The organism is Mycoplana sp. MJR14 (assembly GCF_029210525.1).
GTDB lineage: Bacteria > Pseudomonadota > Alphaproteobacteria > Rhizobiales > Rhizobiaceae > Mycoplana.
In genome coordinates this window covers 128,622-150,705 of sequence record NZ_JARGEO010000003.1, presented here as the reverse complement: position 1 = coordinate 150,705, position 22,084 = coordinate 128,622, and the positions used below count along the sequence as shown (strand labels likewise).

General features: G+C 66.1%; 20 protein-coding genes. 2 read left to right on the top strand and 18 right to left on the bottom strand.

Going from position 1 to position 22,084, the window contains the following annotated elements:
- Positions 1–6: 6 nt before the first annotated feature.
- The 12 genes from P0086_RS08730 to araD all read right to left on the bottom strand — a co-directional run bounded on the left by P0086_RS08730 (position 7) and on the right by araD (position 13,159).
- Complete coding sequence (locus P0086_RS08730; RefSeq protein WP_275784703.1) at positions 7–306, bottom strand: hypothetical protein; 300 nt, start codon at positions 304–306, stop codon at positions 7–9.
- A complete protein-coding gene (locus P0086_RS08725; RefSeq protein ID WP_112607083.1) occupies positions 296–1,084 on the bottom strand; it encodes an ABC transporter ATP-binding protein in 789 nt (262 codons plus the stop codon). The genes P0086_RS08730 and P0086_RS08725 overlap by 11 nt, the downstream gene beginning before the upstream one ends.
- Complete coding sequence (locus tag P0086_RS08720; protein WP_275784698.1) at positions 1,084–2,085, bottom strand: ABC transporter permease subunit; 1,002 nt, start codon at positions 2,083–2,085, stop codon at positions 1,084–1,086. Before P0086_RS08720 ends, P0086_RS08725 begins: the two co-directional genes overlap by 1 nt.
- A 4-nt stretch (positions 2,086–2,089) precedes the next feature.
- Positions 2,090–3,124 carry an ABC transporter substrate-binding protein gene (locus tag P0086_RS08715; protein WP_275784695.1) on the bottom strand — a complete coding sequence of 345 codons (1,035 nt, stop codon included), beginning with the start codon at positions 3,122–3,124 and terminating at the stop codon, positions 2,090–2,092.
- A 138-nt stretch (positions 3,125–3,262) separates the two neighbouring features.
- Positions 3,263–4,309: an Ldh family oxidoreductase gene (locus P0086_RS08710; protein WP_275784692.1), complete on the bottom strand. Its 1,047-nt coding sequence runs from the start codon at positions 4,307–4,309 to the stop codon at positions 3,263–3,265.
- A gap of 100 nt (positions 4,310–4,409) precedes the next feature.
- Positions 4,410–5,930, bottom strand: a complete 1,521-nt coding sequence (locus P0086_RS08705; RefSeq protein ID WP_112594926.1) for an ABC transporter substrate-binding protein — start codon at positions 5,928–5,930, stop codon at positions 4,410–4,412.
- A gap of 155 nt (positions 5,931–6,085) precedes the next feature.
- On the bottom strand, positions 6,086–6,994 hold the full coding sequence (locus P0086_RS08700; protein WP_148177733.1) for a dihydrodipicolinate synthase family protein: 909 nt from the start codon (positions 6,992–6,994) through the stop codon (positions 6,086–6,088).
- Entirely contained in the window at positions 6,991–7,896 is a 906-nt protein-coding gene (locus P0086_RS08695) for a 5-dehydro-4-deoxyglucarate dehydratase (protein WP_275784687.1), read from the bottom strand. Before P0086_RS08695 ends, P0086_RS08700 begins: the two co-directional genes overlap by 4 nt.
- Positions 7,897–7,910: 14 nt before the next feature.
- On the bottom strand, positions 7,911–9,428 hold the full coding sequence (locus tag P0086_RS08690) for an aldehyde dehydrogenase (NADP(+)) (RefSeq protein WP_275784656.1): 1,518 nt from the start codon (positions 9,426–9,428) through the stop codon (positions 7,911–7,913).
- Positions 9,429–9,498: 70 nt separating this feature from the next.
- Positions 9,499–10,209: a ribonuclease activity regulator RraA gene (locus P0086_RS08685; protein WP_112594918.1), complete on the bottom strand. Its 711-nt coding sequence runs from the start codon at positions 10,207–10,209 to the stop codon at positions 9,499–9,501.
- A gap of 12 nt (positions 10,210–10,221) precedes the next feature.
- Positions 10,222–11,412: a mandelate racemase/muconate lactonizing enzyme family protein gene (locus tag P0086_RS08680; protein WP_275784652.1), complete on the bottom strand. Its 1,191-nt coding sequence runs from the start codon at positions 11,410–11,412 to the stop codon at positions 10,222–10,224.
- A 10-nt stretch (positions 11,413–11,422) separates the two neighbouring features.
- Positions 11,423–13,159, bottom strand: coding sequence for an L-arabinonate dehydratase (araD, locus tag P0086_RS08675; protein WP_148657284.1), 1,737 nt, complete (start codon positions 13,157–13,159; stop codon positions 11,423–11,425).
- Between the two features lie 162 nt (positions 13,160–13,321).
- Between araD and P0086_RS08670 the strand changes: the two genes are divergently transcribed.
- Positions 13,322–14,035 carry a GntR family transcriptional regulator gene (locus P0086_RS08670; protein ID WP_112594912.1) on the top strand — a complete coding sequence of 238 codons (714 nt, stop codon included), beginning with the start codon at positions 13,322–13,324 and terminating at the stop codon, positions 14,033–14,035.
- 34 nt (positions 14,036–14,069) lie between these two features.
- Here P0086_RS08670 and P0086_RS08665 read toward each other — a convergent pair whose 3' ends face one another.
- The 6 genes from P0086_RS08665 to P0086_RS08640 all read right to left on the bottom strand — a co-directional run bounded on the left by P0086_RS08665 (position 14,070) and on the right by P0086_RS08640 (position 20,426).
- Positions 14,070–15,017: a 2-hydroxyacid dehydrogenase gene (locus P0086_RS08665; protein WP_275784646.1), complete on the bottom strand. Its 948-nt coding sequence runs from the start codon at positions 15,015–15,017 to the stop codon at positions 14,070–14,072.
- Positions 15,014–16,648, bottom strand: a complete 1,635-nt coding sequence (locus tag P0086_RS08660; RefSeq protein WP_112607059.1) for an ABC transporter ATP-binding protein — start codon at positions 16,646–16,648, stop codon at positions 15,014–15,016. Before P0086_RS08660 ends, P0086_RS08665 begins: the two co-directional genes overlap by 4 nt.
- Positions 16,641–17,573 carry an ABC transporter permease gene (locus tag P0086_RS08655; protein WP_275784643.1) on the bottom strand — a complete coding sequence of 311 codons (933 nt, stop codon included), beginning with the start codon at positions 17,571–17,573 and terminating at the stop codon, positions 16,641–16,643. The genes P0086_RS08660 and P0086_RS08655 overlap by 8 nt, the downstream gene beginning before the upstream one ends.
- 3 nt (positions 17,574–17,576) lie before the next feature.
- Positions 17,577–18,491 carry an ABC transporter permease gene (locus P0086_RS08650; RefSeq protein WP_112594906.1) on the bottom strand — a complete coding sequence of 305 codons (915 nt, stop codon included), beginning with the start codon at positions 18,489–18,491 and terminating at the stop codon, positions 17,577–17,579.
- Positions 18,492–18,690: 199 nt separating this feature from the next.
- The gene (locus P0086_RS08645; protein WP_275785250.1) at positions 18,691–19,551 is read right to left on the bottom strand and encodes a DMT family transporter; all 861 of its coding nucleotides are present in this window, start codon (positions 19,549–19,551) and stop codon (positions 18,691–18,693) included.
- 131 nt (positions 19,552–19,682) lie between these two features.
- Positions 19,683–20,426 (bottom strand): FCD domain-containing protein, encoded by a 744-nt coding sequence (locus tag P0086_RS08640; RefSeq protein ID WP_275784640.1) that lies wholly within the window; start codon positions 20,424–20,426, stop codon positions 19,683–19,685.
- A 265-nt stretch (positions 20,427–20,691) separates the two neighbouring features.
- Between P0086_RS08640 and gudD the strand changes: the two genes are divergently transcribed.
- On the top strand, positions 20,692–22,020 hold the full coding sequence (gudD, locus tag P0086_RS08635) for a glucarate dehydratase (protein ID WP_275785248.1): 1,329 nt from the start codon (positions 20,692–20,694) through the stop codon (positions 22,018–22,020).
- The last annotated feature ends 64 nt before the right edge of the window (positions 22,021–22,084 follow it).

Genomic DNA, 22,084 nt, shown 5'->3' with positions numbered 1-22,084 from the left:
ACGCACTCAACGGTGCGAGGGGCGGACGGACAGAAGGACGCCGGCGGCGAGGATGGCCGTTGCGGCCCAGAAGGCTTCCGGCGCATACCACCGGATGCCGTAGAGATGCGCGTCGGTGCACAGCGCCTGGGCGAGCGCGCACAGATCCGTCGCCCCGGCAATGCAGGTCACGGCCTGGCGGACGGTGAGGTAGTCGTTCTCGACGACCTTGCTGAAGATCAGCCACCACCAGCCGAGGGAGAGCAGCGCGAGCCCGCCGCCGACAGCCGCCACCGCCCGGTAGGAAAGCCGAGCGCTAGACGTCATGGGAAATCCCCAGCTCTTCCAGCAGCGCGCGACGGAGGGCAACGAGACTGGCATCGTCGCGCTGGCGCGGATGCGGCTCGTCGACCCGCACCTCCGCGATGATGGCGGCCGGCCGGTCGGAGAGCACGATCACCCGGTCGGCGAGAAGCAGCGCCTCCTCGACATCGTGCGTGACGAGCAGCGCGGTGAAGCCGGCGCTCTTCCAGAGGTCGAGGAGTTCGTTCTGCATGCGCAGCCGGGTCAGCGAATCGAGCTTGCCGAACGGCTCGTCGAGCAGAAGCAGCTTCGGATCGTTGACGAGCGCGCGGGCAAGGGCTGCGCGCTGCGCCATGCCGCCGGAGAGCTGGTGCGGGTAGAAGTCGGCAAAGCCTTCCAGCTTCACCAGTTTCAGCACCTCGTCGATCCGATGGCCCTTTTCGCCGAGCAGGCCACGGGCCTCCAGGCCTGTGGCGATGTTGGCGCGCACCGTGCGCCAGGGAAAGAGCGTCGCATCCTGGAAGACGAGGATGCGGTCCGGGTTCGGCGCGGTGATCGGCCTGCCGTCTTCCAGCACCTTGCCCGTCGTCGGCGTCTCCAGGCCGGCGGCGAGCCGCAGCAGCGTGGACTTGCCGCAGCCCGACGGCCCCAACAGGGCGACGAATTCGCCCGGCGCGATCGTCAGGCTCACATTGTCGAGAACCTGCAACTCCGTGCCGTCGCGCTCATAGCGGTGGGAAACGCCTTCCACATCGAGCGCGATGCTGTCGGAAGGGGTGGTTGCTGCGAGAGCGAGCGCCATCAGAGTATCCTCTTCTGCCAGCCGAGCAGCCGATCCCGCGCCACGAAGAGCAGGCGCACGAGCCCGGCGCAGATCAGCGCCATGATGACGAGGGCGGCATAGACGTTGGCGTAGGCCGAATAGGCCGTGTTGAACTGGAGATACCAGCCGAGCCCGAACTTGGCGCCGAGCATCTCGGCGACGACCAGCACGGCGAAGGAATAGTAGAGGCCCATGAAGATGCCGACGAAGACGTTCGGCAGCGAGGCGGGGATCGCGACCTTGAAGACGAGGAAGCGGTTGTCCGCCCCGAGCGTGCGGGCGACGTCGTAGAAGGATCGGTTCACCTGGCTGACGCCCGCCGCCGTCAGGATCGCCACCGGAATGCCCGACGCCAGCGCCACGAGGAAGATCGAGGCATGGAAGGTCGACGGGAAGATGAAGAAGGTGCACGGGATCCAGGCGCTCGCCGGCACCGGGCCGATGAGCTTCAGGAGCGGCATGCCCCAATAGGCGAAACGCTTCGACCAGCCGAGCGCCACGCCGCCGGCGAAGCCTATGAGAATGCCGGAGAAGAAGCCGAGGCCCCACAGCCGCCCCGTATAGGCGATGCAGATCAGAAGCCGCTCCCAGTCCGTCACATAGACGTGCAGCAGTCCCTGCGGCGGCGAGAAGAACGGTTTGGGCAACCAGCCGAGCTTGGCCGTCAGCACTTCCCACAGGCCGAGCCAGAGGCCGAGCACGATGAACCACGGCCCGTAGTGGATGAGCGTGCGGCCGAAGCCGCCGAGCCTGTGCACCGTCACCGACAGCGCAAGCAAGATCCCCGCGCCGACGAGCATGACGGCGGCAAAGAGCCCCGTCGCGCCCCAGGCGATGACGTCGGGCAGACCATAGGTCAGCGCCGCGGCGAGAGCCCACGTGCCGGCCGCCAGAAGCCCGTTGCGCCAGATGCCCCCGAAAGGCAGGGCGAGCGTTCGCCGCCCGGCCCCGCCGAGTGTGTCCTCGACCGCAGCACTCATGGCATCACGCGAAGATGTCGATGGTGATGCGGTTGGCGATCTCCTCGGGGTCCGTGCCCGCGTCGATGACGCCCGTCAGCTTGAGGTCCTCGTAGCCGATCTTCACCTCTTTCAGGAGATCCTTGCCGAACCAGTGGTCGTGATAGGTGAAGGCGGCAAGAACCTCCGTCAGGTCTTCCAGCGACAGGCCCGGCTTCAGCGTCTCGAAGTACCACTTGGCGACCTCGTCCGGATGCTTGGCCGTGTACTGGTGGATTTCGAGGTTGGCGGCCGCGACGCGCTTGATGGCGTCCTTGTTGGCCTCGTAGTAGTCGCCGTTGACTCCGAGAACGCAGCAGACCCGGTCCTTGAACGTTCCGGTCTGCGTATCGGCGACGCGGCGGAAGCCGTGTTTCTTCTCGTAGGAATAGGCCCAGGGATCCATGTGCGCGACGGCGTCGGCCTCGCCCTTCAGCACGCCCTCGGCGACGAGATCGAACGGGAAGACCTTCCAGGTGACGTCGGTTTCCGGGTTCAGGCCGGCCTTGGCGAGCGCCACGGAGAAGGCGACGCGCGAGGGCGACATGACGTCGAAAGTGCCGATCGTCCTGCCCTTGAGGTCGGTCAGCGTCTTGATGTCGGAGTCCGGCTTCACCAGGATGCTCTGGCAGCCGCCATGCGAGCCGGCGAAGAGCCGCACGTCGAACCCCTGCTCGATCGGCTTCAGCCAGTCGTAGAGCAGGCCCGGGCCGGCCTCCGCCTTGCGGGTGGCGAGCGCCTGGATGAGCGTCTGGCCGCTGGCGCCCTGATAGAACAGCTCCACCTCGAGGCCGTGCTTGGCGTAGATCCCCTTGGACAGGCCGAAGCCGACGGGGGAATGGCAGGCGGCGACCTCGGTCCACTCGAGCTTGATGGGGATGAGGTTGCCGGCGATGGCGTAGCGCGTCGAACGCGCGCCGATCACGCCGGCGGTCGCCGCCACCGCCGTCACCCCGGCCGCCTTGATCAGGCCCCGGCGCGACAGGCCCCCGGAGAAAATGCTTTCGGATTGCTGGCTCATCGTACGTCCCCACGTGGAATGATACGGCCAGCCTATCAAACTAGAATTTAGTTTATAGATTTTATGGATTATTTCCGATGACGATGGAGGAATATTCTTTCACCGATCGCGGCTACGCGGGAATTGGCGTCCTGCGCGTCAGATACCGGGCGCGACCCCGAGGCGCTCCGCGTCGCGCAGGAGCTTTTCCCAGGTGAGATCGGAGACGGGCACGCCCTTCTCCAGCGCGTCCCGACGCCTGCGGGCGGCGCTGTCGCCCGGCATGCGGACCTTGCCCTTGTTCCAGGCGGCCGGCGGGTTGTCGCGGCAGGCTGCTGCCATCCAGTCCGCCTGTTCGGTGAAGGCGTCGAGGCCGACGAAGAATTCGGGATCGATGACCTGCAGATAGGCACTCTGCGACAACGGCCCGGGCCTGGTGTTTGCCCGGCCCTTGCCGGAAAGCCCCTGCCCCATCAGTTCGACCATCAGTCCGAGCCCGAAACCCTTGTGCCCCTTCGACTGGCCGCCAAGCGGCATCATCGACCCGCCGCGCTCGGTAATCTCCTTCGGATCGTCGCTCGGCTCGCCGGTGGCGGTCACCGCCCAGGCCTCGGGGAACTTCTGTTCGGCCTTGGCGAGCGTCTGGGTCATCGTCGTCGTGGTGATCGAGCAGGAAACGTCGATCAGGATGGGATCGGACGAAGTCGGAAAGCCGGCCGCCATCGGGTTCGGCGTCAGGAGCGGCTTCGTCCCGCCATAGGGGGCGACGCGGCTCGCGGCCGGGTTGGAGACGGAGAGCTGCACGATCAGGCCGCGCTCGGTCACCTGGCGCATGAAGGCCGACAGCGCACAGGTATGGTGGCAGTTGCGGATCGCCGCGGAGACGATGCCGAAGTCGCGCACCCGCTCGCAGGCCTGATCGAGCGCCTTGGTCAGGAGCCAGGCGCCGGGCAGCAGCTTTCCGTCCCAGACGAAGGCCGCGCCGCGGTCGTTAATGACCTCGTAGGAGCCGGACCTGGCAAGCGATCCGTCGTCGAGCGCCTCGACATACCAGTGCAACAGGCTGACCCCGTGCGTTTCGTGACCGATCATGTCGCCCTCCACCAGAATGGCGGCGGTCGCCTCGGCCTTGTCGGCCTCCATGCCGGCGCTGGTCAGCATGCGGTAGGCGAAATCGGTAAGGGCTGCGCGGTCAACAAGCGGCATGGCTCAATCCATCATTCCTGCATTTCGACGGTCGCGCGAAACCGGAAAGGGTTCCGCGAAACAGCGAGGCGGGCCGCCTCATGCGGCCCGCCTGCGGGTGTTACTTGAACTTGATCTGCGACAGCTGCAGTTCCGAGTTCGCGGCGATCGTCGGCTCGAAGTCGAGGCGCGGCGCCACGCGGGTGAAGCCGACCATGTGGAACATCGGGATGTCGGCGATGATCTCCTCGTTGACCTTGGCGAACAGCGCCTGCCAGAGCTTGGTGCGCTCGTCGCCCGTGGCAGCCGTGGCTTCGGCGATCATCTTGTCGACGGCCGGATCCCGGACCATCGAATGGGAGCCGCCCTCGGCGTATTTCACATAGGCGGTGAAGACGGGATCGCCGGTCGCGTTGTCATGCTGCGACTGGGTCAGCGTCGGCCCCGAATCCGCCACGAAGGGCGCGACGAAGTAGTTGTTCCAGACGGAGACGTCGTACATGTCGAGCTTGACGTTCAGGCCGATCTCCTGAAGCATCGCCATGATCGCTTCCATGGCTTCCGTCGCGTTCGGATACTGGCCGTTGCGGCCGATGATGCGGATCTCCTGATCGACCGGCACGCCGTCGGCCTTGGCCTCGGCCACCAGCTTCTTCGCCCGCTCCGGATCATACGGCCAGGGCTTGATGTCGGCATTGTAACCGAGCGTGGTCGGCACGACGAGTTGCGTTGCGATCTGCGCCTGTTCCGGGAACAGCGTCCCGAGCATCGCCTGGCGGTCGATGGCGATGTTCATCGCCTCGCGGATGCGGCGATCGTTGAGCGGCGCGACGCGCGTGTCGATGCGCAGCGACGTGGTTTCGGAATTCGGATAGGCGAAGTCGGTTTCGGCGTTGGTGGCGTCCTGCACCGATACGGACGGAACGATATCGGCTTCGCCGGCATCGACCATCGCGGCCGCCACGGCGCTGTCGGAGCGGAACAGGTAGGTTGCCTTTTCCACCTGCGGCTGCTCGCCCCAGTAGTTGGGGTTGCGCTTCAGGACGATCGACTGTCCGACCGTCCAGCTGTCGAAGGTATAGGGCCCGGTACCGATCGGCTTGCGGGTATATTCGGCCTCCGGCGTCGCCTCCGCCGATTCGACCGGCATGATCGTCATCAGCAGCGGCAGGATCGGCTGGGCCGGCTTGGTGGTGATGCGGATCGTGTTCGGATCGGGGCTTTCGAAGCTGAACTCGGTGCCACCGAAATATTTGCCGCCGACCTCGCAGTTGACCTTCTTGGCGGTGTTGCGCTCGATCGTGAACTGCACGTCCTTGGCGGTGAAGTCCTTGCCGTCATGCCATTTGACGCCCGGCCGCAGCTTGAATTCCCACGTCTCGGGGCTGAGCTGCTTCCACTCGGTGGCAAGCCGCGGCTTCAGGCCGCCGTTCGAGTAGTCGAACTCGACCAGCATCTCGTTGACGTTTTCGGAGATGACGCGGCCCACATCCTGGCGCGCGGCCATGCAGGGCTCCACGACATCGACGGTTTCCGCCAGGACGACTGTCACGTCCCGATTGGCGTCCTGGGCATAGGCCGCACCACTGGCCAGAACGGCGAGTGCGGTCGAAAAATTCAGGGCTGCTAGGCGCAGTTTCATTTCAGGCTCCTCCCATTGCACCATTTCGGGTGCGTGTCGATCTCCGGGTTAAATTCGACCTTGCCGGTCGGTTGTTCCGATGCCGGGCCGCCTCTCTCCAACGGCCCCATCGAACTGATGCATATCTACACTAATATTCCAGTTGAGCAAATGTTTCAAGACGCGACCAGACGGTTCGCGACCAGGAACGCCGTCAGCCTGGCGTGCTGCTCGGGCGCCAGCGGCCATGCGGCCGGCGGCCGCGTCGGTCCGCAGTCGTGGCCCATCGCCGCCAGCGCGCTCTTGACGCCGGTGACATTGGTGCCGTTCATCTCCATGGCCCGCACCTCTTCGAAGACGGCAATCTCCGCAATCAGCGCCCTCGCTCCGGCATAGTCGCCGGCCTCCAGCGCGGCATGGATCGCCAGCGACCGCTCCGGCCAGACATTGACGAGGCCCGAGGTGAAGCCGCGCGCGCCGACGGCATAGAGCGCTGGCGCCCAGACCTCCGCCAGTCCGCCGACCCAGATGATCGACGGGTCGCAGGCCGAGATGGCCTCGGCGAGCTTCAGAGGATTCGGCGTCGCCCATTTCACGCCGATCACGCCCGGCACCGCGCAAAGCGCCGCAATCGCGGCGGTTCCGATCGCGTCGTTGCGCAGGTAGAGCATCAGCGGCAGCCCGTCGCCGGCATCGGCGACGCGCCGGACATAGTCGACGACGCCGCGCGGCGCTGCGAAAGGATCGGGCGGCTGGTGGACCATCAGTCCGGCCGCGTGCGCGCGTTTCGCCGAAGCGGCCAGCCGGCAGGCATCCTTGACCGACCGTCCGACGCCGGCCAGCACGGGCGCCCGGCCGGCGACCAGCGCGCAGACTTCGCCGGCCATCTGCTCAGCCTCGTCGACGGTCAGGGCATAGAACTCGCCGGTGTTGCCGTTGACGACGGGGACGTGCAGCCCCGCACCGAGCGCCCGATCGATGATCGGCGCCAGGCGCTGCGGCGCAATGACGTCGTCCGTATCGAACGGCGTCACCAGGATGCCCGAGATGCCGCCGAGCGCGGCCCGAAGGTCGGGTCCGGTCATCGGACAGACGCGATCAGGCTGCGCATCATGTCGACCTCTTCCTCGGTGAGATCGGTCAGCGGCGCACGCACCGGCCCCGCCTCGAAGCCGCGCAGACGCACGCCCGCCTTGATGGCCGACACGGCATAACCGCTCTTGCGATCGCGGATCTTGGCGAAGGGATAGTAGAAGTCCTGCAGCATCTTTTCGCAGGTCGCATCGTCGCCGGCGGTGAAGGCGGCATGGAACTTCAGGGCCGTCTCCGGCACGAAGTTGAAGACGGCCGAGGAGTAGGTCGGCATGCCCGCACCCTTGTAGGCCTGGGCGAACAGTTCGTGGGTCGGCATGCCGCCGATGTAGGACAGGCGGTCGCCCATCGCGACGGTGACGCGGCGCACGGTGTCGATGTCGCCGGTGCCGTCCTTGAAGCCGATGAGGTTCGGGCACTCGTCGGCCAACTGGGCAAGCTGGTCGGCGGAGACGCGGGCCTGGCCGCGGTTGTAGACGATGACGCCCATGTTGGTCGATTTGCAGACGGCGCGTACGCGCGCGGCGATGCCGTCGGCCGGAGCCTCGGTGAGATAGTGCGGCAGGAGCAGGATGCCGTCGCCGCCGGCCTTCTCGATCTCCCGCGCCATGTCGCAGGCCATGCGGGTGCCGTAGCCGCAGCCGGCGATCACGGGCGCATGGCCGGAAACGCTGCGGGCGACCTTGACCACCTCGACGACTTCGCTCGGCGCGAGCGAAAACAGCTCGCCGGTACCGCCGGCGACGATCAGCCCGGCGACGGGATAGGACGACAGCCATTCCAGGTGGGCGGCGAACGGCTTGGCGGCAAAGCGGTCCTCCGCGTCGAAGGGGGTGACGGGAAACGAAAGAAGGCCGTTGCGGATGATTTCACGCAGGTCGGTCGGGGCGATCATGATTTTCTCCTGGATCAGTTGCGCAGATCTTGCGGCAGAAGCGCCGCAGGGAAATTCTGGTAGGCGACGGGACGCAGGAACCTGCGGATCGAAAGGGTGCCGACGCTGGTGGCGCCGAAATTCGTGGAGGCTGGGTAGGGACCGCCGTGGACCATGGAGTCCACAACCTCCACGCCGGTCGGATAGCCGTTCACCAGCACGCGGCCGGCCTTCCGCTCCAGAACCGGCAGAAGCGCCTGCGCGGCCTGCAGGTCGCCATCGTCCATGTGGATGGTGGCCGTCAGCTGGCCATGGAAGGCGGCCGCCAGTTCCTTCATCTCGGCGGCCGAGCCGACCCGGACGATGAGCCCGAGCGGACCGAAGACCTCCTCGCCCAGCGAATGGTCGGCCAGCCATGCCGCGCCGGTGGTCTCGAAGAGGTTCGGCAGCGCCGCCCGCCCGGCGCTGTCGTTCGAAAGCACCGGCGCCACGGCATTGCTGACCTTGAAGCGTTCGACGCCGTCCCGATAGGCAGAGGCGATACCGTCGGTCAGCATCGTCTGTGCGCCGACCTCCTGAAGCGCTGCCTTCGCCGCGCCCCGGAAACGGTCGGCATCGGCGCCGTCGATCACGACGGCGACGCCGGGATTGGTGCAGAACTGGCCGGCCCCCATCGTCAGCGACGCGGCCCAGCCGGAACCGAGCTGCTCCGCCCGGGCGGCCATCGCCTGCGGCAACAGGAACATCGGGTTGACGCTGCCGAGTTCGCCGAAGAACGGGATCGGCTCCGGGCGCTGGGCGCAGAGGTCGAACAGGGCGCGGCCGCCGGCCAGCGAGCCGGTAAAGCCGACCGCCTTGATCGCCGGATGGGTGACGAGCGCGGTGCCGACATCGCGGCGGCCACCCTGGATCAGGCTGAAGACGCCGGCCGGCATGCCGGTGCGGGCAACCGCCGCGGCAACCGCCTGCGCCACGATTTCCCCGGTGCCGGGATGGGCGGAATGGCCCTTGACGACGACCGGGCAACCGGCCGCCAGTGCCGCGGCCGTGTCGCCGCCGGCGGTGGAAAAGGCGAGCGGGAAGTTCGAGGCGCCGAAGACTGCGACAGGGCCGATCGGCCGCTGGGCCAGCCGGATTTCCGGGCGCGGTGCGGGCTGACGTTCGGGCTGCGCGGCATCGACGCGCAGGTCGAGATGCGCGCCCTTGCGGATATGCTCGGCGAACAGCTTCAGCTGGCTCGTCGTGCGGCCGCGCTCTCCGTTGAGGCGTCCTTCCGGCAGGCCGGTCTCCTGCGTGCCGATCAGGGTGATCGCCGCGGCGCGCGCCTCGATTTCTTCGGCGATGGCATCGAGGAAGGCTGCCCGCTCCTCGCGGCTCTTTGCGGAATAGGCGTCGAAGGCCGCCTCCGCGGCCTGGCAGGCGCGGTCCACCAGTTCGACGGTTCCGACGGAGAAGGCATGCGCAGGCCCGTGCGCGGGCTCGGAGCGGAAGGTCGCCTCCGCGGCGACCCATTCGCCTGCAATCAGGTGCTTGCCGGACGGTTCCCAGGTCAAAATCATCCTCCTTGCCGGGAACAGCGTTCCGGCTTCTTCATGTTCCAGACTGTTTGGTGTGCGGACGGCCCTAGCGGCCGTTCGCCTTGCGCCATTCGGAAAACAGCGCCAGGTTTTCCTCCCGCGTCGCCGGATAGAGGCCGATGATCGTCTCGCCCTGCTTGACGCGCTCGACGACGAAATCCTCGTAAGCGGTCATCTCGACGGCCTCGTCGGCGATCTCGTCGGCGATTTCGGCCGGGATGACGATCACGCTGTCGTCGTCTCCCACCATGATGTCGCCCGGGAAGACGGCGACGTCGCCGCAACCGATCGGCACGTTGATGTCGATCGCCTCATGCAGCGTCAGGTTCGTCGGGCTCGAAGGGCGGCTGTGATAGGCGGGAATGTCCAGTTCGGCGATCCGCATGGCGTCGCGAAAACCGCCATCGGTCACGACGCCGGCGCCGCCGCGCACCATCAGCCGGGTGATCAGGATGTCGCCTGCGGAAGCGGCGCGCGCATCCTTCCGGCTGTCCATGACCAGCACATGGCCCTCGGGGCAGGTCTCGACCGCGACGCGCTGGGGATGGTCGGCATTGCGGAAGATCGACATCGGGTTGCGATCCTCGCGGGCCGGCATGTAGCGCAGCGTGAATGCAGGGCCGACCATGTTGCGGCCCTTGCCGCGGACCGGGCGGACGTCCTGGATGGTCTGGTTCTTGAGGCCGCGCTTGAAGAGCGCCGAACACAGGGTCGCCACGGAGACGCCCATCAGTTTTTCGCGGGTTGCGGGGTTCATCGTCCTGTCTCCTCAGCCACCGAAGCTCTTCGTCTCGACCGTCCAGTCGCGGGCCTTGCCCGTCAGGCTGCAGCCGAGGCCGGGTCGACCCGGAACGATCATGCGGCCGCCCTTGATCTCGAGCTCTTCGTTGAACAGCGGTGCCAGCCAGTCGAAATGCTCGACCCAGGGCTCGTGCGCATAGGCGGCCGCCAGGTGAAGATGGATTTCCATGGCGAAATGCGGCGCAAGCCGCATGCGCTTGGCTTCCGCCTGGGCGCAGATCTTCAGGAACTGGGTAATGCCGCCGACGCGCGGGGCGTCCGGCTGGATGAAGTCGACGGCGTCGGCGCGGATCAGCGCCATGTGCTCGTCGGCGCTGGCCAGCATCTCGCCGGTGGCGATCGGCGTTGCCAGTTCGCGTGCGAGTGCGGCGTGTCCCTCGGCATCGTAGGCGTCGAGCGGCTCCTCGATCCATTCGAGATTGAGCGGCTCGACCAGTCGGCCGAAGCGCAGGGCGGTCGTGCGGTCCCACTGCTGGTTGGCATCGACCATGACCGGGACCCGCCCGGCGACATGCGTCATCACGGCGTCGAGGCGGCGCAGGTCCTCCATCGGGTCGGGCTGACCGACCTTGATCTTGATGCCGCCGATGCCTGTATCCAGCGACTTGTCGATGGCGGCCTTGATCTCCTCGATGCTGGACGACAGGAAGCCGCCCGAGGTGTTGTAGCAGGCGACGCTGTCGCGCTGCGCGCCGATGAGCTTGGCCAGCGGCAGGCCGGCCCGCTTGGCCTTCAGGTCCCAGAGGCAGATGTCCATCGCCGCGATCGCCTGGGTGGCGATGCCGGAGCGGCCGACCGACGCGCCGGCCCAGCAGAGCTTGTCCCAGAGCCTGGCGGTGTCGTTCGGATCCTCGCCGATCAGGTTGTCGGCGATTTCGCAGGCATGGGCGTAGAGGCCGGGGCCGCCGGCGCGCTTGGAATAGCTGAAGCCGAGGCCGCTATGGCCGGCTTCGGTGGTGATCTCGCAGAAGAGGAAGGCGACCTGCGTCAACGGCTTCTGCCGTCCCGTCAGAACCTTGGCATCGCTGATCGGCCGCGCCAGCGGCAGGTAGGCCAAGGAAAGCGTGACCGAGCGGATGGCGTCCAGCTTTGCCGGCCCGCTTGCGAAGCCGGCCTTGGGCGGCTGGGCGGGAATGCTCAGGTTGTTCAGATTCAACATGGTCCTTACCTCAGTTGATGACGGGCTCGGCAGTCTTTCCGCCAAACTCCGTTTTCAGGAAATCGAAGTCGCAGCCCTTGTCGGCCTGCTCGATATGCTTGGTGAACATGAAGCCGTAGCCGCGCTCGAAACGGGGCTCGGGCGCCACCCAGGCGGCCCGGCGGGCCTCGAGCTCGGCCTCGGAAACCAGCATGTTGAGGCTGCGGGCCGGGATGTCGAGCTCGACCATGTCTCCGGTCTTCAAGAGCGCCAGCGGGCCGCCGACGAAGGCTTCGGGCGTCACGTGGAGAACGCAGGCGCCAAAGCTCGTCCCCGACATGCGCGCATCCGACAGACGGACCATATCACGCAGGCCGAGCTTCAGCAGCGCCTTCGGCATCGGGATCATGCCCCATTCCGGCATGCCCGGCCCACCCTGCGGGCCGGCGTTGCGCAGCACCAGCACCGTGTCGGGGGTCAGCGGATAATCCGGATCGTCGACGATCTTCTTGAGCTCCGGATAGCTGTCGGCGACGAGCGCCGGGCCGCGATGACGGTGAAACTTGGGATCGCAGGCGGCGGGCTTGATGACCGCGCCGTCCGGACACAGATTGCCCTTCAGCACGGCGAGCGAACCCTCGTGATAGACCGGGTTGCTCAGGGGCCGGATGACGTCCTCGTTGTAGACCTTCACCTCGTCGAGCCCTTCGGTCAGCGGCCTGCCGGTCACGGTGATCGCCGTCGGGTCGAGCTTGTCGCCGAGCTGCTTCATCAGCGCCCTGAGCCCGCCGGCATAGAAGAAGTCCTCCATCAGGTAGGTGGTCCCGGAGGGGCGGATATTGGCGATGACCGGCGTCGTGCGGCCGATGCGGTCGAGGTCGTCGAGTTGAAGCGGAACGCCGGCGCGCCGCGCCATGGCGATCAGGTGGATGATCGCATTGGTCGAACAGCCCGTCGCCATGGCGACCGTCACGGCGTTGTTGACCGCCGCCGGCGTGATGATCTTGTCGGGCGTCAGGTCCTCCCAGACCATCTCGACGATCCGCCGGCCGCAGGCGGCGGACATGCGCTGGTGATTGGCATCGGGCGCAGGAATGGACGAGGCGCCGGGCAGGGTCAGGCCCATGCCCTCGGCGATCGCCGTCATGGTGGAGGCCGTCCCCATCGTCATGCAGTGGCCGTAGCTGCGGGCGATGCCGCCTTCGATTCCCTGCCATTCCTCCTTGGAAATCGTACCGGCGCGGCGCTCGTCCCAGTACTTGAAGCCGTCCGTCCCCGAACCCAGCGCCTTGCCGGCATAGTTGCCGCGCAGCATCGGGCCGGCGGGCAGGTAGATGAACGGAATGCCCATGCTGACCGCACCCATCACCAGTGCCGGCGTGGTCTTGTCGCAGCCGCCCATCAGCACGGCGCCGTCGACCGGATGGCTGCGCAACAGCTCCTCCGTCTCCATCGCCAGCATGTTGCGATAGAGCATGGTGGTCGGCTTGACGAAATTCTCCGAAAGCGAAAGCGCGGGAAGCTCCATCGGAAAGCCGCCGGACTGCAGGATGCCGCGCTTGACCCAGTCGACCCGCTCGCGAAAGTGCATGTGGCACGGCTGCGCATCCGACCATGTGTTCAGGATCGCGATGATCGGCCGTCCCTGCCAGTCCTCCGGCGCGTAGCCCATCTGCATCGTTCGCGACCGATGCCCAAAGGACCGCTGGTCATCGGGCGCCATCCAGCGCGCCGAACGCAACTGGTCGTAGGTCTTTTTCCGGCTCATGCTGTACTCCCTACGCGACCGCAAACCGCCGCCGCGCTCCATGGACTAACTAATATTTCAGTTGAACATTTATATCAACCGCTTTTTTGCGTAAATTTCGCTGCCCCATTCTTGTCGACTAATGAGCCAGTGGATAAATTGGGACGAAAGGGAATTTTCGCAATGAACACACCGCTCGCAGCCACATTGGGTCTTTCGGCACCTGGCTTCCCGGTCATGGCGGGTGGCACGGTGCAGCGCATCTATGACGATCTGCGCAAGCGGATCATCACCATCCAGTTGCCGCCGGACACCATGCTGTCCCGCGCCGACCTGACCGAAACCTACGAGGTCAGCCAGACACCGATCCGCGAGGCCATGCAGCTCCTCAAGCAGGAAGGCCTCATCCGGATCTATCCCCAGTCGCGCACCGTCGTGACGCGGATCGACGTCCCGCAGGTCTACGAGGCGCATTTCCTGCGCGTGGCGCTGGAGACGGAGGTGTGCCGTCGCCTCGCGGCCGAACCGGATCCCGGCACCATCACCAGGGCCCGCTCCATCATCAAGATGCAGGAGGCCGTCGCCGACGACCCCGAGCAGCTGGCGATATTCCAGGAGCTCGACGAGCTCTTCCACCAGACGCTGTTCGCCGGCGTCAAGCGTACCGGCCTACACCAGCTCGTCCGCGAGCGATCCGGGCACCTGGAACGCATCCGCCGTCTCCACCTGCCCGAAAAGGGCAAGATCCTCAGCATCCTCAGCGGGCACAAGGCCGTCATCGAGGCGATCGCGGCCAGGGACGAGAACGGCGCGGTCGAGGCCATCCGCGATCACCTGAGCCGGACCGTGGCCCGCGTCGAGGAACTGCGGCAGGCCTTCCCGGACTATTTCGCATAGCCGTCCGCATTCGCGCGAACGGCCCTGCGATCCGTCAGTTCACCGGCGTCAGGAGCGGCTTTCCGGCAAAGAAGGCGGCAAGATTGTCCAGCGCAAGCTGTGCCATCCGGTCGCGCGTTTCCTCCGTGCCGCTGGCGTGATGCGGATAGAGCACGGCGTTGTCGAGCGCAGCGAAGGCCGGATCCGGATGGGGCTCGTTGTAGAAGACGTCGAGGCCGGCCGAGGCGATCCGCCCTTCCCGCAGTGCGGCGATCAGCGCCGGCTCGTCCACCACCGTGCCCCGCGCGATATTGACGAAGCTGCCGGTCGGTCCGAGCGCATCGAGAACGCGCGCCGAGATCAGCCCTTCGGTCTCCGCCCCGCCGGGAGTGGCGACCAGCAGGACGTCCGCCCATCGGGCAAGCTCGACCAGATCGGCGAAGTAGGCGTAGTCGACGCCCTGCTTGCGAGAACGGCCGTAGTAGCCGATCGTCATGCCCATCGCCTCGCAGCGCCGGGCGATGGCCTGGCCGATGCGCCCGAGGCCGACGATGCCGGCCTTCTTGCCGGAGGTCGACGAGGTCAGCGGCAGCATGCCCTTGCGGCCCCAGTCGCCCGAACGGACATAGCGGTCGCCCACGACGAGCCTGCGCCTGGCCGCCAGCATCAGCAGGATCGCCGTGTCGGCGACATCGTCGAGCAAGGCGTCGGATGTGTTGGTCAGCTTGATGCCGCGCCGCGTCATCGCCGCGACGTCCATCTTGTCGTAGCCGGCCGAGGAACAGGAGGCGAGCTTCAGCGCGGGCAGCTTGTCGAGAAAGGCTTCGTCGACCGCCACATGCCCGTTGATCACCATCGCCGTGCATTTGTGGCCGACCGCGGCGAGCATCGCCTCCCGTTCGTCACCGGCCAGTCGGTCGAGGCGGTGCGTCGTATAGGTTTCCTCCAGCTTCGCCATCTGGCGCGGCATCAGCGGATAGGCAACGAGAACATCGGGTTTCATGCGGGCATCAGTCCTTTCTGTTGCTGCCGGGCATCGCGACGGGCCGCCTGAACCACCGGATCGGGGTCAAGGCTCGCGGCAAGAAGCGCCTGGGTATAGGGCTGGCGGGGGGCCTCGAATATCTGCCGCACCGGGCCTTCCTCGACAATCTCTCCCGCCCGCATGACGATCACCCGGTCGGCGAAGTCGCGAACGACCGGCAGGTCGTGGGCGATGAAGAGATAGGAGAGCCCGAATTCGCGCCGCAGCCCGTCCAGAAGCTCGATCACCTGCGCCTGGATCGAGACGTCGAGGGCGGAGACCGCCTCGTCGCAGACGATCAGCTTCGGTTCCATCGCCAGCGCCCTGGCAATGGCGATGCGCTGGCGCTGGCCGCCGGAAAACTGATGCGGATAGCGCGAGGCCATTTCCGGCCTGAGACCGACCTTGACCAGAAGCTCGGCGACCCGCTCCTTCCATTGCGGCTTCGGCAGGATGGAGGGATGGATGACCCAGGCCTCGGAGATCAGCTGGAAGACGGTCATGCGCGGATTGAGCGACTGCGTGGGGTCCTGGAACACCATCTGCAGGTCGCGCCTGAGGCCGAACAGCTCCTTGTCGGAAATCGTCAGCAGGTCCCGGTCGTTGTAGAGAACCTTGCCGCTGTCGGGATCATCGAGCCTGAGGATGGCGCGCGCAAGCGTCGACTTGCCGGAACCGCTCTCGCCGACCACCGCCACCGTCTCGCCCGGCATGATCGTCAGGTCGACGCCCTTGAGGGCCTGGAACGCACCGTAGTTCTTCTCGAGCCCAACGGCGCGGAGAAGCGGCGCGCCGCTCCTGTCGCGTTCGTCGGGCATCTCGCCCTTGCCCGGCGCGGCATCGATCAGTTTGCGGGTGTAGGCGTGCTTCGGATTGCGATAGACCTCGGCCGCATCGCCCGTCTCGACGATGTTGCCCGCGTTCATGACCACCACGCGATCGGCAATCTCGGCGACGACGCCGAGATCGTGGGTGATCAGCAGCATGCCCATGCCGGTTTCCTGCTGCAACTCGTCGAGCAGCGCCAGCACCTGCGCCTGGATCGTCACGTCGAGTGCCGTGGTCGGCTCGTCGGCGATCAGGATGTCCGGCTTGCAGGCGAGCGCCATGGCGATCATCAGCCGCTGCCGCTGGCCGCCGGAAAACTGGAAGGGATATTTGCGCATCGCCGCATCGGGGTCGGGGATGCCGACGCGCTTCAACAGCTCGCGCGCCCGGCTCTTCGCATTCTCCGCGCTCTCGCCATGGGTGGTCATCATTTCGGCGATCTGCCAGCCGACCTGATAGACCGGGTTGAGATGCGCCAGCGGATCCTGGAAGATCATCGCGATCTTGGCGCCGTTGATGGCGCGTCGTTCCTCCGGCGTCATCTTCAGCATGTCGCGGCCGTCGAGCAGGATCGTGCCGGAGGTGATCTTGCCCGGCGGCATGTCGATCAGGTTCATGACCGCGGAGGCGGATACGGATTTTCCCGAACCGCTTTCGCCCAGGATGGCAAGCGTTTCGCCCCGATCCAGATGCCAGCTGACGTTCTGGACCGCTTTGACGGTGCCGGCAGCGGTGTGGAACTCGACCGAGAGGTCCTTCACTTCAAGCAGATGCTCAGCCATTCTTCCGTCCTCCCATTTCGAGGCGCCAACGCTGCGTCGGGTCGAGCGCGATGCGCATCCAGTTCGACAGGAGATTGAGCGAGAGCGTGGTCAGGATGATCGCAAGGCCCGGCCAGAAGGACAGCCACCATGCGTTGGTGAGGTAGGGCCGTCCCTGGCTGACCATCAGGCCCCAGGTGATTTCCGGTGCCTGGATGCCGAGGCCGAGGAAGGACAGCGAGGATTCCGCCAGCATGACGAAGGCGAAGTCGAGCGTTGCGATCGTCACCAGCGTCGGCAGCATCACCGGCAGGATATGGCGGAAGATGATGCGCGTGTTCGACGCGCCCATCACCTTTGCCGCCTGGACGAACATCCGCTCGCGGATTTCCAGCGTCTCGGCGCGGGAGGTGCGCAGGTAGATCGGGATGCGCGTGATCGCGAGCACCAGCACGATGTTGGCGACCGACGGCTCCAGCATGTAAAGCACGATCACCGCCAGAAGCAGCGAGGGGAAGGACATGATCACGTCGCCGAGCCGCATGATCCATTGCGCCGCGCTGCGGCGGCTGTAGCCGGCGACGAGCCCGAGCGCGCTGCCGAGGAGGGCCGAGGCGCAGACCGCCGCGGCCGCGACCAGGATGGTGTTCTGGGCGGCGACGATCACCCGCGCCAGAAGCGGTCGGCCCAGCGCATCGGCGCCCAGGACGTACATGATGCCGTGCCGGAGGTGGAAGGGAGCCGCGTTGCGGCCACGCAGGTTCATCTTGTTTGCGGCATCGCCCAGGAAATAGGGGCCGAGGATCGCGCAGAGAAGAACGATCAGCAGGAAGATGGCGGCGAAGAAGGCGAATTTGTCCGCCCAAAGCATCGACAGCCATCGCGAGAACGCGCCGCTGCGTTTGGGGGTCTCTTCGGTGAGGATCCGTGCATCCGTCATGGTCATAGCTCAATACCGAATTCGAGGATCGAGCATCGCATAGGCAAGGTCGATCAAGAGGTTCATGATGAAGATGGCCAGTGCGGAGACCATGATCACGGCGAGCACGACGGTGAAGTCGCGCAGCAGGATGGAATCGATCATCAGCTTGCCGATGCCGGGGAACCCGAAGACGGTTTCGACCACGACGGCGCCATTGAGGATGGAGGCGGCCTGGTCGCCGATCACCGTGATGACCGGCAGCATGGCGTTGCGCAGGCCGTGGACGAAGATGATCGACCGGCTGCGCACGCCCTTCGCCCGGGCCGTCTTCACGTAGGCCGACGACAGCACGTTGATCATCGAACCGCGCACGACCTGCAGGATGAGGCCGAACGGCCGGATGAACAGGACGCTGACCGGGAGGATCCAGTGGGCGACCGAGCCCGTGCCCGATGTCGGCAGCCAATGGAGATTGACGGCGAAGATGACGATCGCGACGATCGCCAGCCAGAAGTCCGGCGCCGATGCGCCGACAAGCGAAAAGAAGGTCGCCATCCGGTCGAAGATGCCGCCGACCCGGAAGGCGGCGAGCGAGCCGATGACGATGGCGCTGACGGTGACGATGGTCATCGTCACCGCGGCGAGACACAGCGTCCAGCCGAACGCCTCGATCACGACTTCCATCGCAGGACGGGCCTGCCGCAGGGATTGGCCGAAATTCAGCTGCGCCAGGTCGGCGACGTAACGGCCGAATTGCACGATCAGCGGATCGTTGAACCCGTGCATCTCGCGGAACTGCTCGCGTGCCTCGGTCGAAGCATCAAGCGGCAGATAGAGATTGGTCGGGTCTCCCGTCAGCCGCGACAGAAAGAACACGAGCACGATCAGACCCAGCAGCGAAACGCCGCTGGCTATCGCCCGCTTGCCCAAAAAACTTCTCATGCGTCTCCTCCCGAAGCGAATGATGCGCGGTTTTCACACCTGGTTTTGAGATTCTCCGCTGCGGCGGAGCGCCGGGGTGGCACCAATCTCCTCTATTGGCCAAATGGTCGCCCGTTCCCGGACGACCATACCCATAAGTGATATACTAGTGCATCTGGAATTTTTGTGAACCACCTTTTTTGAAAAATCACAAGGTGTCTTATTTGCGGCGCCGGAAGTGGGTGCTGCCGGTGGAAAACAACGCCGCTGCACAGATGATGGCCGCGCCGGCCCAGGTCTCGACGGGTGCCACCTCGCCGAACAGCAGGAAGGCAAAAAAGGCGACGACCGGCAGCCTGAGGAAATCGAAGGGTGCCAGGAAGGATGCGCTCGCCAGACCGAACGCCCTGGTGATCAGCGTCATGTTCAGCGCCCCCAGCCCTCCCTGCAGGGCGAGCAGCGTGATCTGCCCGCCCGTGGGCGTCACCCAGACCGGCAGCATGGCGAGAACCCCGAGCGGCACGGTGGCGATCAGGTTCCAGGCGACGAGGCGCTGCGTGGTGTCGTGGACCGCCATGCGGCGCAGCATCAGCTGGCTCGCCGCGGTGAGGATCGCGCCGGCCAGCGCAAACAGCAGCCATGGATCGAAGGCGGACGCGCCGGGCCGGATGATGATGACGATCCCGGCAAAGCCGGCGATCACCCCGACAATGCTCGAAAGCCCGATCCTTTCGCCGAGAAGCAGCCAAGCCCCGAGCACGAGAAACACGGGCATCGTGAAATTGATGGCCGTGGCGTCGGCCAGCGGCGCATGCGCGAACGCCACGAACAGCGCAACGAGCGACGCAAGCTTCAGCCCGGCCCGCAGCACATGCTGGAAGCGGTAGGGAGAGGCCTTCAGGTCAACCCGTGCGAACACCCAGGGCAGCACGACGACCAGGCCGAAGAAGGAGCGAAAGAAGCCGATCATCAGCGGATGCACTTCGCCCGCCAGCGTGCGCACGATCACCGCATCCAGGCTGTTGAGAAAGGCGGCCACGACCATCAGCGCTGCCGCCAGCAGGGTGCGTTCGGTCTTCATCGGCGCGTCGCCCTTGCGCGCAACCAGGTGCTGTTTGCCGGTATCCTCGACGACGCTGCCAGTCTCCTCGACATGACGGCCTCCCTCCATTGTCAAAGCTTGCGTGATGGTTGATCCGGAGCGCGGATCTTCTAGTCTTCCAGGACAGAGAAGCCGTCCAACTCCTCCGCCAGCAGCCGCATGGCGGTCTGCCGCATGTGGACCTGCATGGCTTTCCGCGCCGCGTCGGGATCGCCCGCGCGAATGGCGGCCAGGATCGCGCCATGCTCGTCGACGACGCGGGGCGCAACCTGGTCGGCGGGACGGCCCTGGAGCTTTCGCGTGAACTCCACCGTCAGCCTGATCTGGTCGCGGATCGTCGCCAGGGCAAAGGTGAAATAGGGATTGTCGGTGGCCGCGGCGATGGCCATGTGGAAGGCGAAATCGGCTTCGAAGATGCTCTCGCCCGCCGGCGACGACAGCATCCGCGACTGCGCCTCTTCGATGCGGGCGATGCCGGCGGGATCGCGCCGGCGTGCGGCATCGGCGGCGGCGGCGCATTCGACGATCTGGCGGAAGCGCATGCATCGCTTCATGTCGAACACGGTGCGGATCGAAAGACTCCGGACATCCGACGCCTTGGCCACGGCCTCGGCCTTCGGCTGGACGAAATTTGCAGAGCCGCGGCGGGAAATGATGCGTCCGCTCTCGCGCAGATGGGCCAGCGCCTTGCGAAGCACCGGGCGGGACACGCCGAATTGTCGCGCCAACTCGGCTTCCGGCGGCAGCCGGCCACCGCCATACCAGGACGGGGATTCCAGCATTTCCTGAAGCTGGGCCAGCACGTGCGACGAGAGATCGCCGACGGGACGGGTCTGTTGGTTCGTCTCGATCATGATGGACCCTAGCGTGGGGATACGAACTTTCCAAGCGGCAGATTTACTAATATTTACTGATATTGACAAATCTGGACACAGGCCGACTTATAGGGCCGGCGAAAGGAAGGGAGCCTTTCATGCGGCGCCGGAAGCGCCTGCCATTCGCGCAGCAGACCTTCCCGCCGCCCTGATTCGGGCGTTGCCCGGCAGCACAGGATTTTCAATCGATGAGGACAGCATGTTGATCCAGACGCCCGCGAACAGCCACCGCGACCTCCATCTCATGAAGGAGACGGCCAGGATCGTTGCCGTGCGCGTCATCCCGGTTGCCGGCCAGGACAGCATGCTCTTGAACCTGAGCGGCGCCCACGCCCCGTTCTTCACGCGCAACATCGCCATCGTCGAGGACGACACGGGACGGACGGGCATCGGCGAAGTGCCCGGTGGCGAGGCGATCCGCAGGACGCTGGAAGAGGCAGCCCCGCTGCTCGTCGGGCAGACGATCGGCAGCTACAACATGCTGCTTGACCGGGTCCGCAAGACGTTCAGCGACCGCGACATCGGCGGGCGAGGCCTGCAGACCTTCGATCTGCGCACCACGATCCATGTGGTGACGGCGCTGGAATCGGCGATGCTGGACCTGCTCGGCCAGCATCTCGGCGTGCCGGTCGCAGCCCTCCTCGGCGAGGGGCAGCAGCGCGACCGCGTGGAAATGCTGGGCTATCTGTTCTTCGTCGGCGACCGGAAGAAGACCGACCTGCCCTACCGCGCCGGCGGCGGCGCGACGGACGACTGGACGCGCCTTCGCGACGAGGAAGCGCTGACGCCCGACGCCATCGTCCGCCTCGCCGAAGCCGCACAGCGACGCTACGGTTTCCGGGATTTCAAGCTGAAGGGCGGCGTGCTGGCCGGCGAACGGGAGATCGAGGTCGTGACCGCGGTCGCCCGCCGCTTTCCGGAGGCGCGCGTGACGCTCGACCCGAACGGTGCCTGGTCGCTCGACGAGGCGATCAGCCTGTGCAAGGGGCGCGGCGACGTGCTGGCCTATGCCGAGGACCCCTGCGGCGCCGAGCAGGGCTATTCCGGCCGCGAGATCATGGCGGAGTTCCGCCGGGCGACCGGTCTGCCGACGGCCACCAACATGGTGGCAACCGACTGGCGGCAGCTGTCCCATGCCATCCAGCTGCAATCCGTCGACATCCCGCTTGCCGATCCGCATTTCTGGACGATGCAGGGATCTGTCAGGGTGGCGCAGGTCTGCCAGACCTTCGGCATGACCTGGGGCTCCCACTCCAACAACCATTTCGACGTGTCGCTTGCCATGTTCACCCAGGTGGGCGCTGCGGCACCGGGCCGGGTGACCGCGCTCGACACTCACTGGATCTGGCAGGACGGCCAGCGCCTCACGCGCGAACCGCTCCGGATCGAGGATGGCCATGTGGCGGTCCCCGATCGCCCCGGGCTCGGCGTCGAACTGGACATGGAAAGGGTGGAAGAGGCGCATCAGCTCTATCTGGAGCACGGCCTCGGCGCCCGCGACGATGCGGTTGCCATGCAATACCTTGTCCCCGACTGGCGGTTCGACAACAAGCGGCCATGCCTGGTTCGATAGCTGCAGCCATGATGGCCCGTGATCGGCGGCGCCGATGATGCGACGGACGGGCCGGGCGCTAAAC

What these genes read in the sequence shown, in the direction of transcription:
- P0086_RS08705 (WP_112594926.1), bottom strand. Translation starts at nt 5,930, where the DNA reads ATGAAACTGCGCCTAGCAGCCCTGAATTTTTCGACCGCACTCGCCGTT.
- P0086_RS08670 (WP_112594912.1), top strand. Translation starts at nt 13,322, where the DNA reads ATGAACACACCGCTCGCAGCCACATTGGGTCTTTCGGCACCTGGCTTC.
- P0086_RS08685 (WP_112594918.1), bottom strand. Translation starts at nt 10,209, where the DNA reads ATGAACCCCGCAACCCGCGAAAAACTGATGGGCGTCTCCGTGGCGACC.
- P0086_RS08700 (WP_148177733.1), bottom strand. Translation starts at nt 6,994, where the DNA reads ATGACCGGACCCGACCTTCGGGCCGCGCTCGGCGGCATCTCGGGCATC.
- P0086_RS08715 (WP_275784695.1), bottom strand. Translation starts at nt 3,124, where the DNA reads ATGAGCCAGCAATCCGAAAGCATTTTCTCCGGGGGCCTGTCGCGCCGG.
- P0086_RS08710 (WP_275784692.1), bottom strand. Translation starts at nt 4,309, where the DNA reads ATGCCGCTTGTTGACCGCGCAGCCCTTACCGATTTCGCCTACCGCATG.
- P0086_RS08725 (WP_112607083.1), bottom strand. Translation starts at nt 1,084, where the DNA reads ATGGCGCTCGCTCTCGCAGCAACCACCCCTTCCGACAGCATCGCGCTC.
- P0086_RS08695 (WP_275784687.1), bottom strand. Translation starts at nt 7,896, where the DNA reads ATGATCGCCCCGACCGACCTGCGTGAAATCATCCGCAACGGCCTTCTT.
- gudD (WP_275785248.1), top strand. Translation starts at nt 20,692, where the DNA reads ATGAAGGAGACGGCCAGGATCGTTGCCGTGCGCGTCATCCCGGTTGCC.
- P0086_RS08640 (WP_275784640.1), bottom strand. Translation starts at nt 20,426, where the DNA reads ATGATCGAGACGAACCAACAGACCCGTCCCGTCGGCGATCTCTCGTCG.
- P0086_RS08665 (WP_275784646.1), bottom strand. Translation starts at nt 15,017, where the DNA reads ATGAAACCCGATGTTCTCGTTGCCTATCCGCTGATGCCGCGCCAGATG.
- P0086_RS08660 (WP_112607059.1), bottom strand. Translation starts at nt 16,648, where the DNA reads ATGGCTGAGCATCTGCTTGAAGTGAAGGACCTCTCGGTCGAGTTCCAC.
- P0086_RS08650 (WP_112594906.1), bottom strand. Translation starts at nt 18,491, where the DNA reads ATGAGAAGTTTTTTGGGCAAGCGGGCGATAGCCAGCGGCGTTTCGCTG.
- P0086_RS08655 (WP_275784643.1), bottom strand. Translation starts at nt 17,573, where the DNA reads ATGACCATGACGGATGCACGGATCCTCACCGAAGAGACCCCCAAACGC.
- P0086_RS08720 (WP_275784698.1), bottom strand. Translation starts at nt 2,085, where the DNA reads ATGAGTGCTGCGGTCGAGGACACACTCGGCGGGGCCGGGCGGCGAACG.
- araD (WP_148657284.1), bottom strand. Translation starts at nt 13,159, where the DNA reads ATGAGCCGGAAAAAGACCTACGACCAGTTGCGTTCGGCGCGCTGGATG.
- P0086_RS08680 (WP_275784652.1), bottom strand. Translation starts at nt 11,412, where the DNA reads ATGTTGAATCTGAACAACCTGAGCATTCCCGCCCAGCCGCCCAAGGCC.
- P0086_RS08645 (WP_275785250.1), bottom strand. Translation starts at nt 19,551, where the DNA reads ATGAAGACCGAACGCACCCTGCTGGCGGCAGCGCTGATGGTCGTGGCC.
- P0086_RS08730 (WP_275784703.1), bottom strand. Translation starts at nt 306, where the DNA reads ATGACGTCTAGCGCTCGGCTTTCCTACCGGGCGGTGGCGGCTGTCGGC.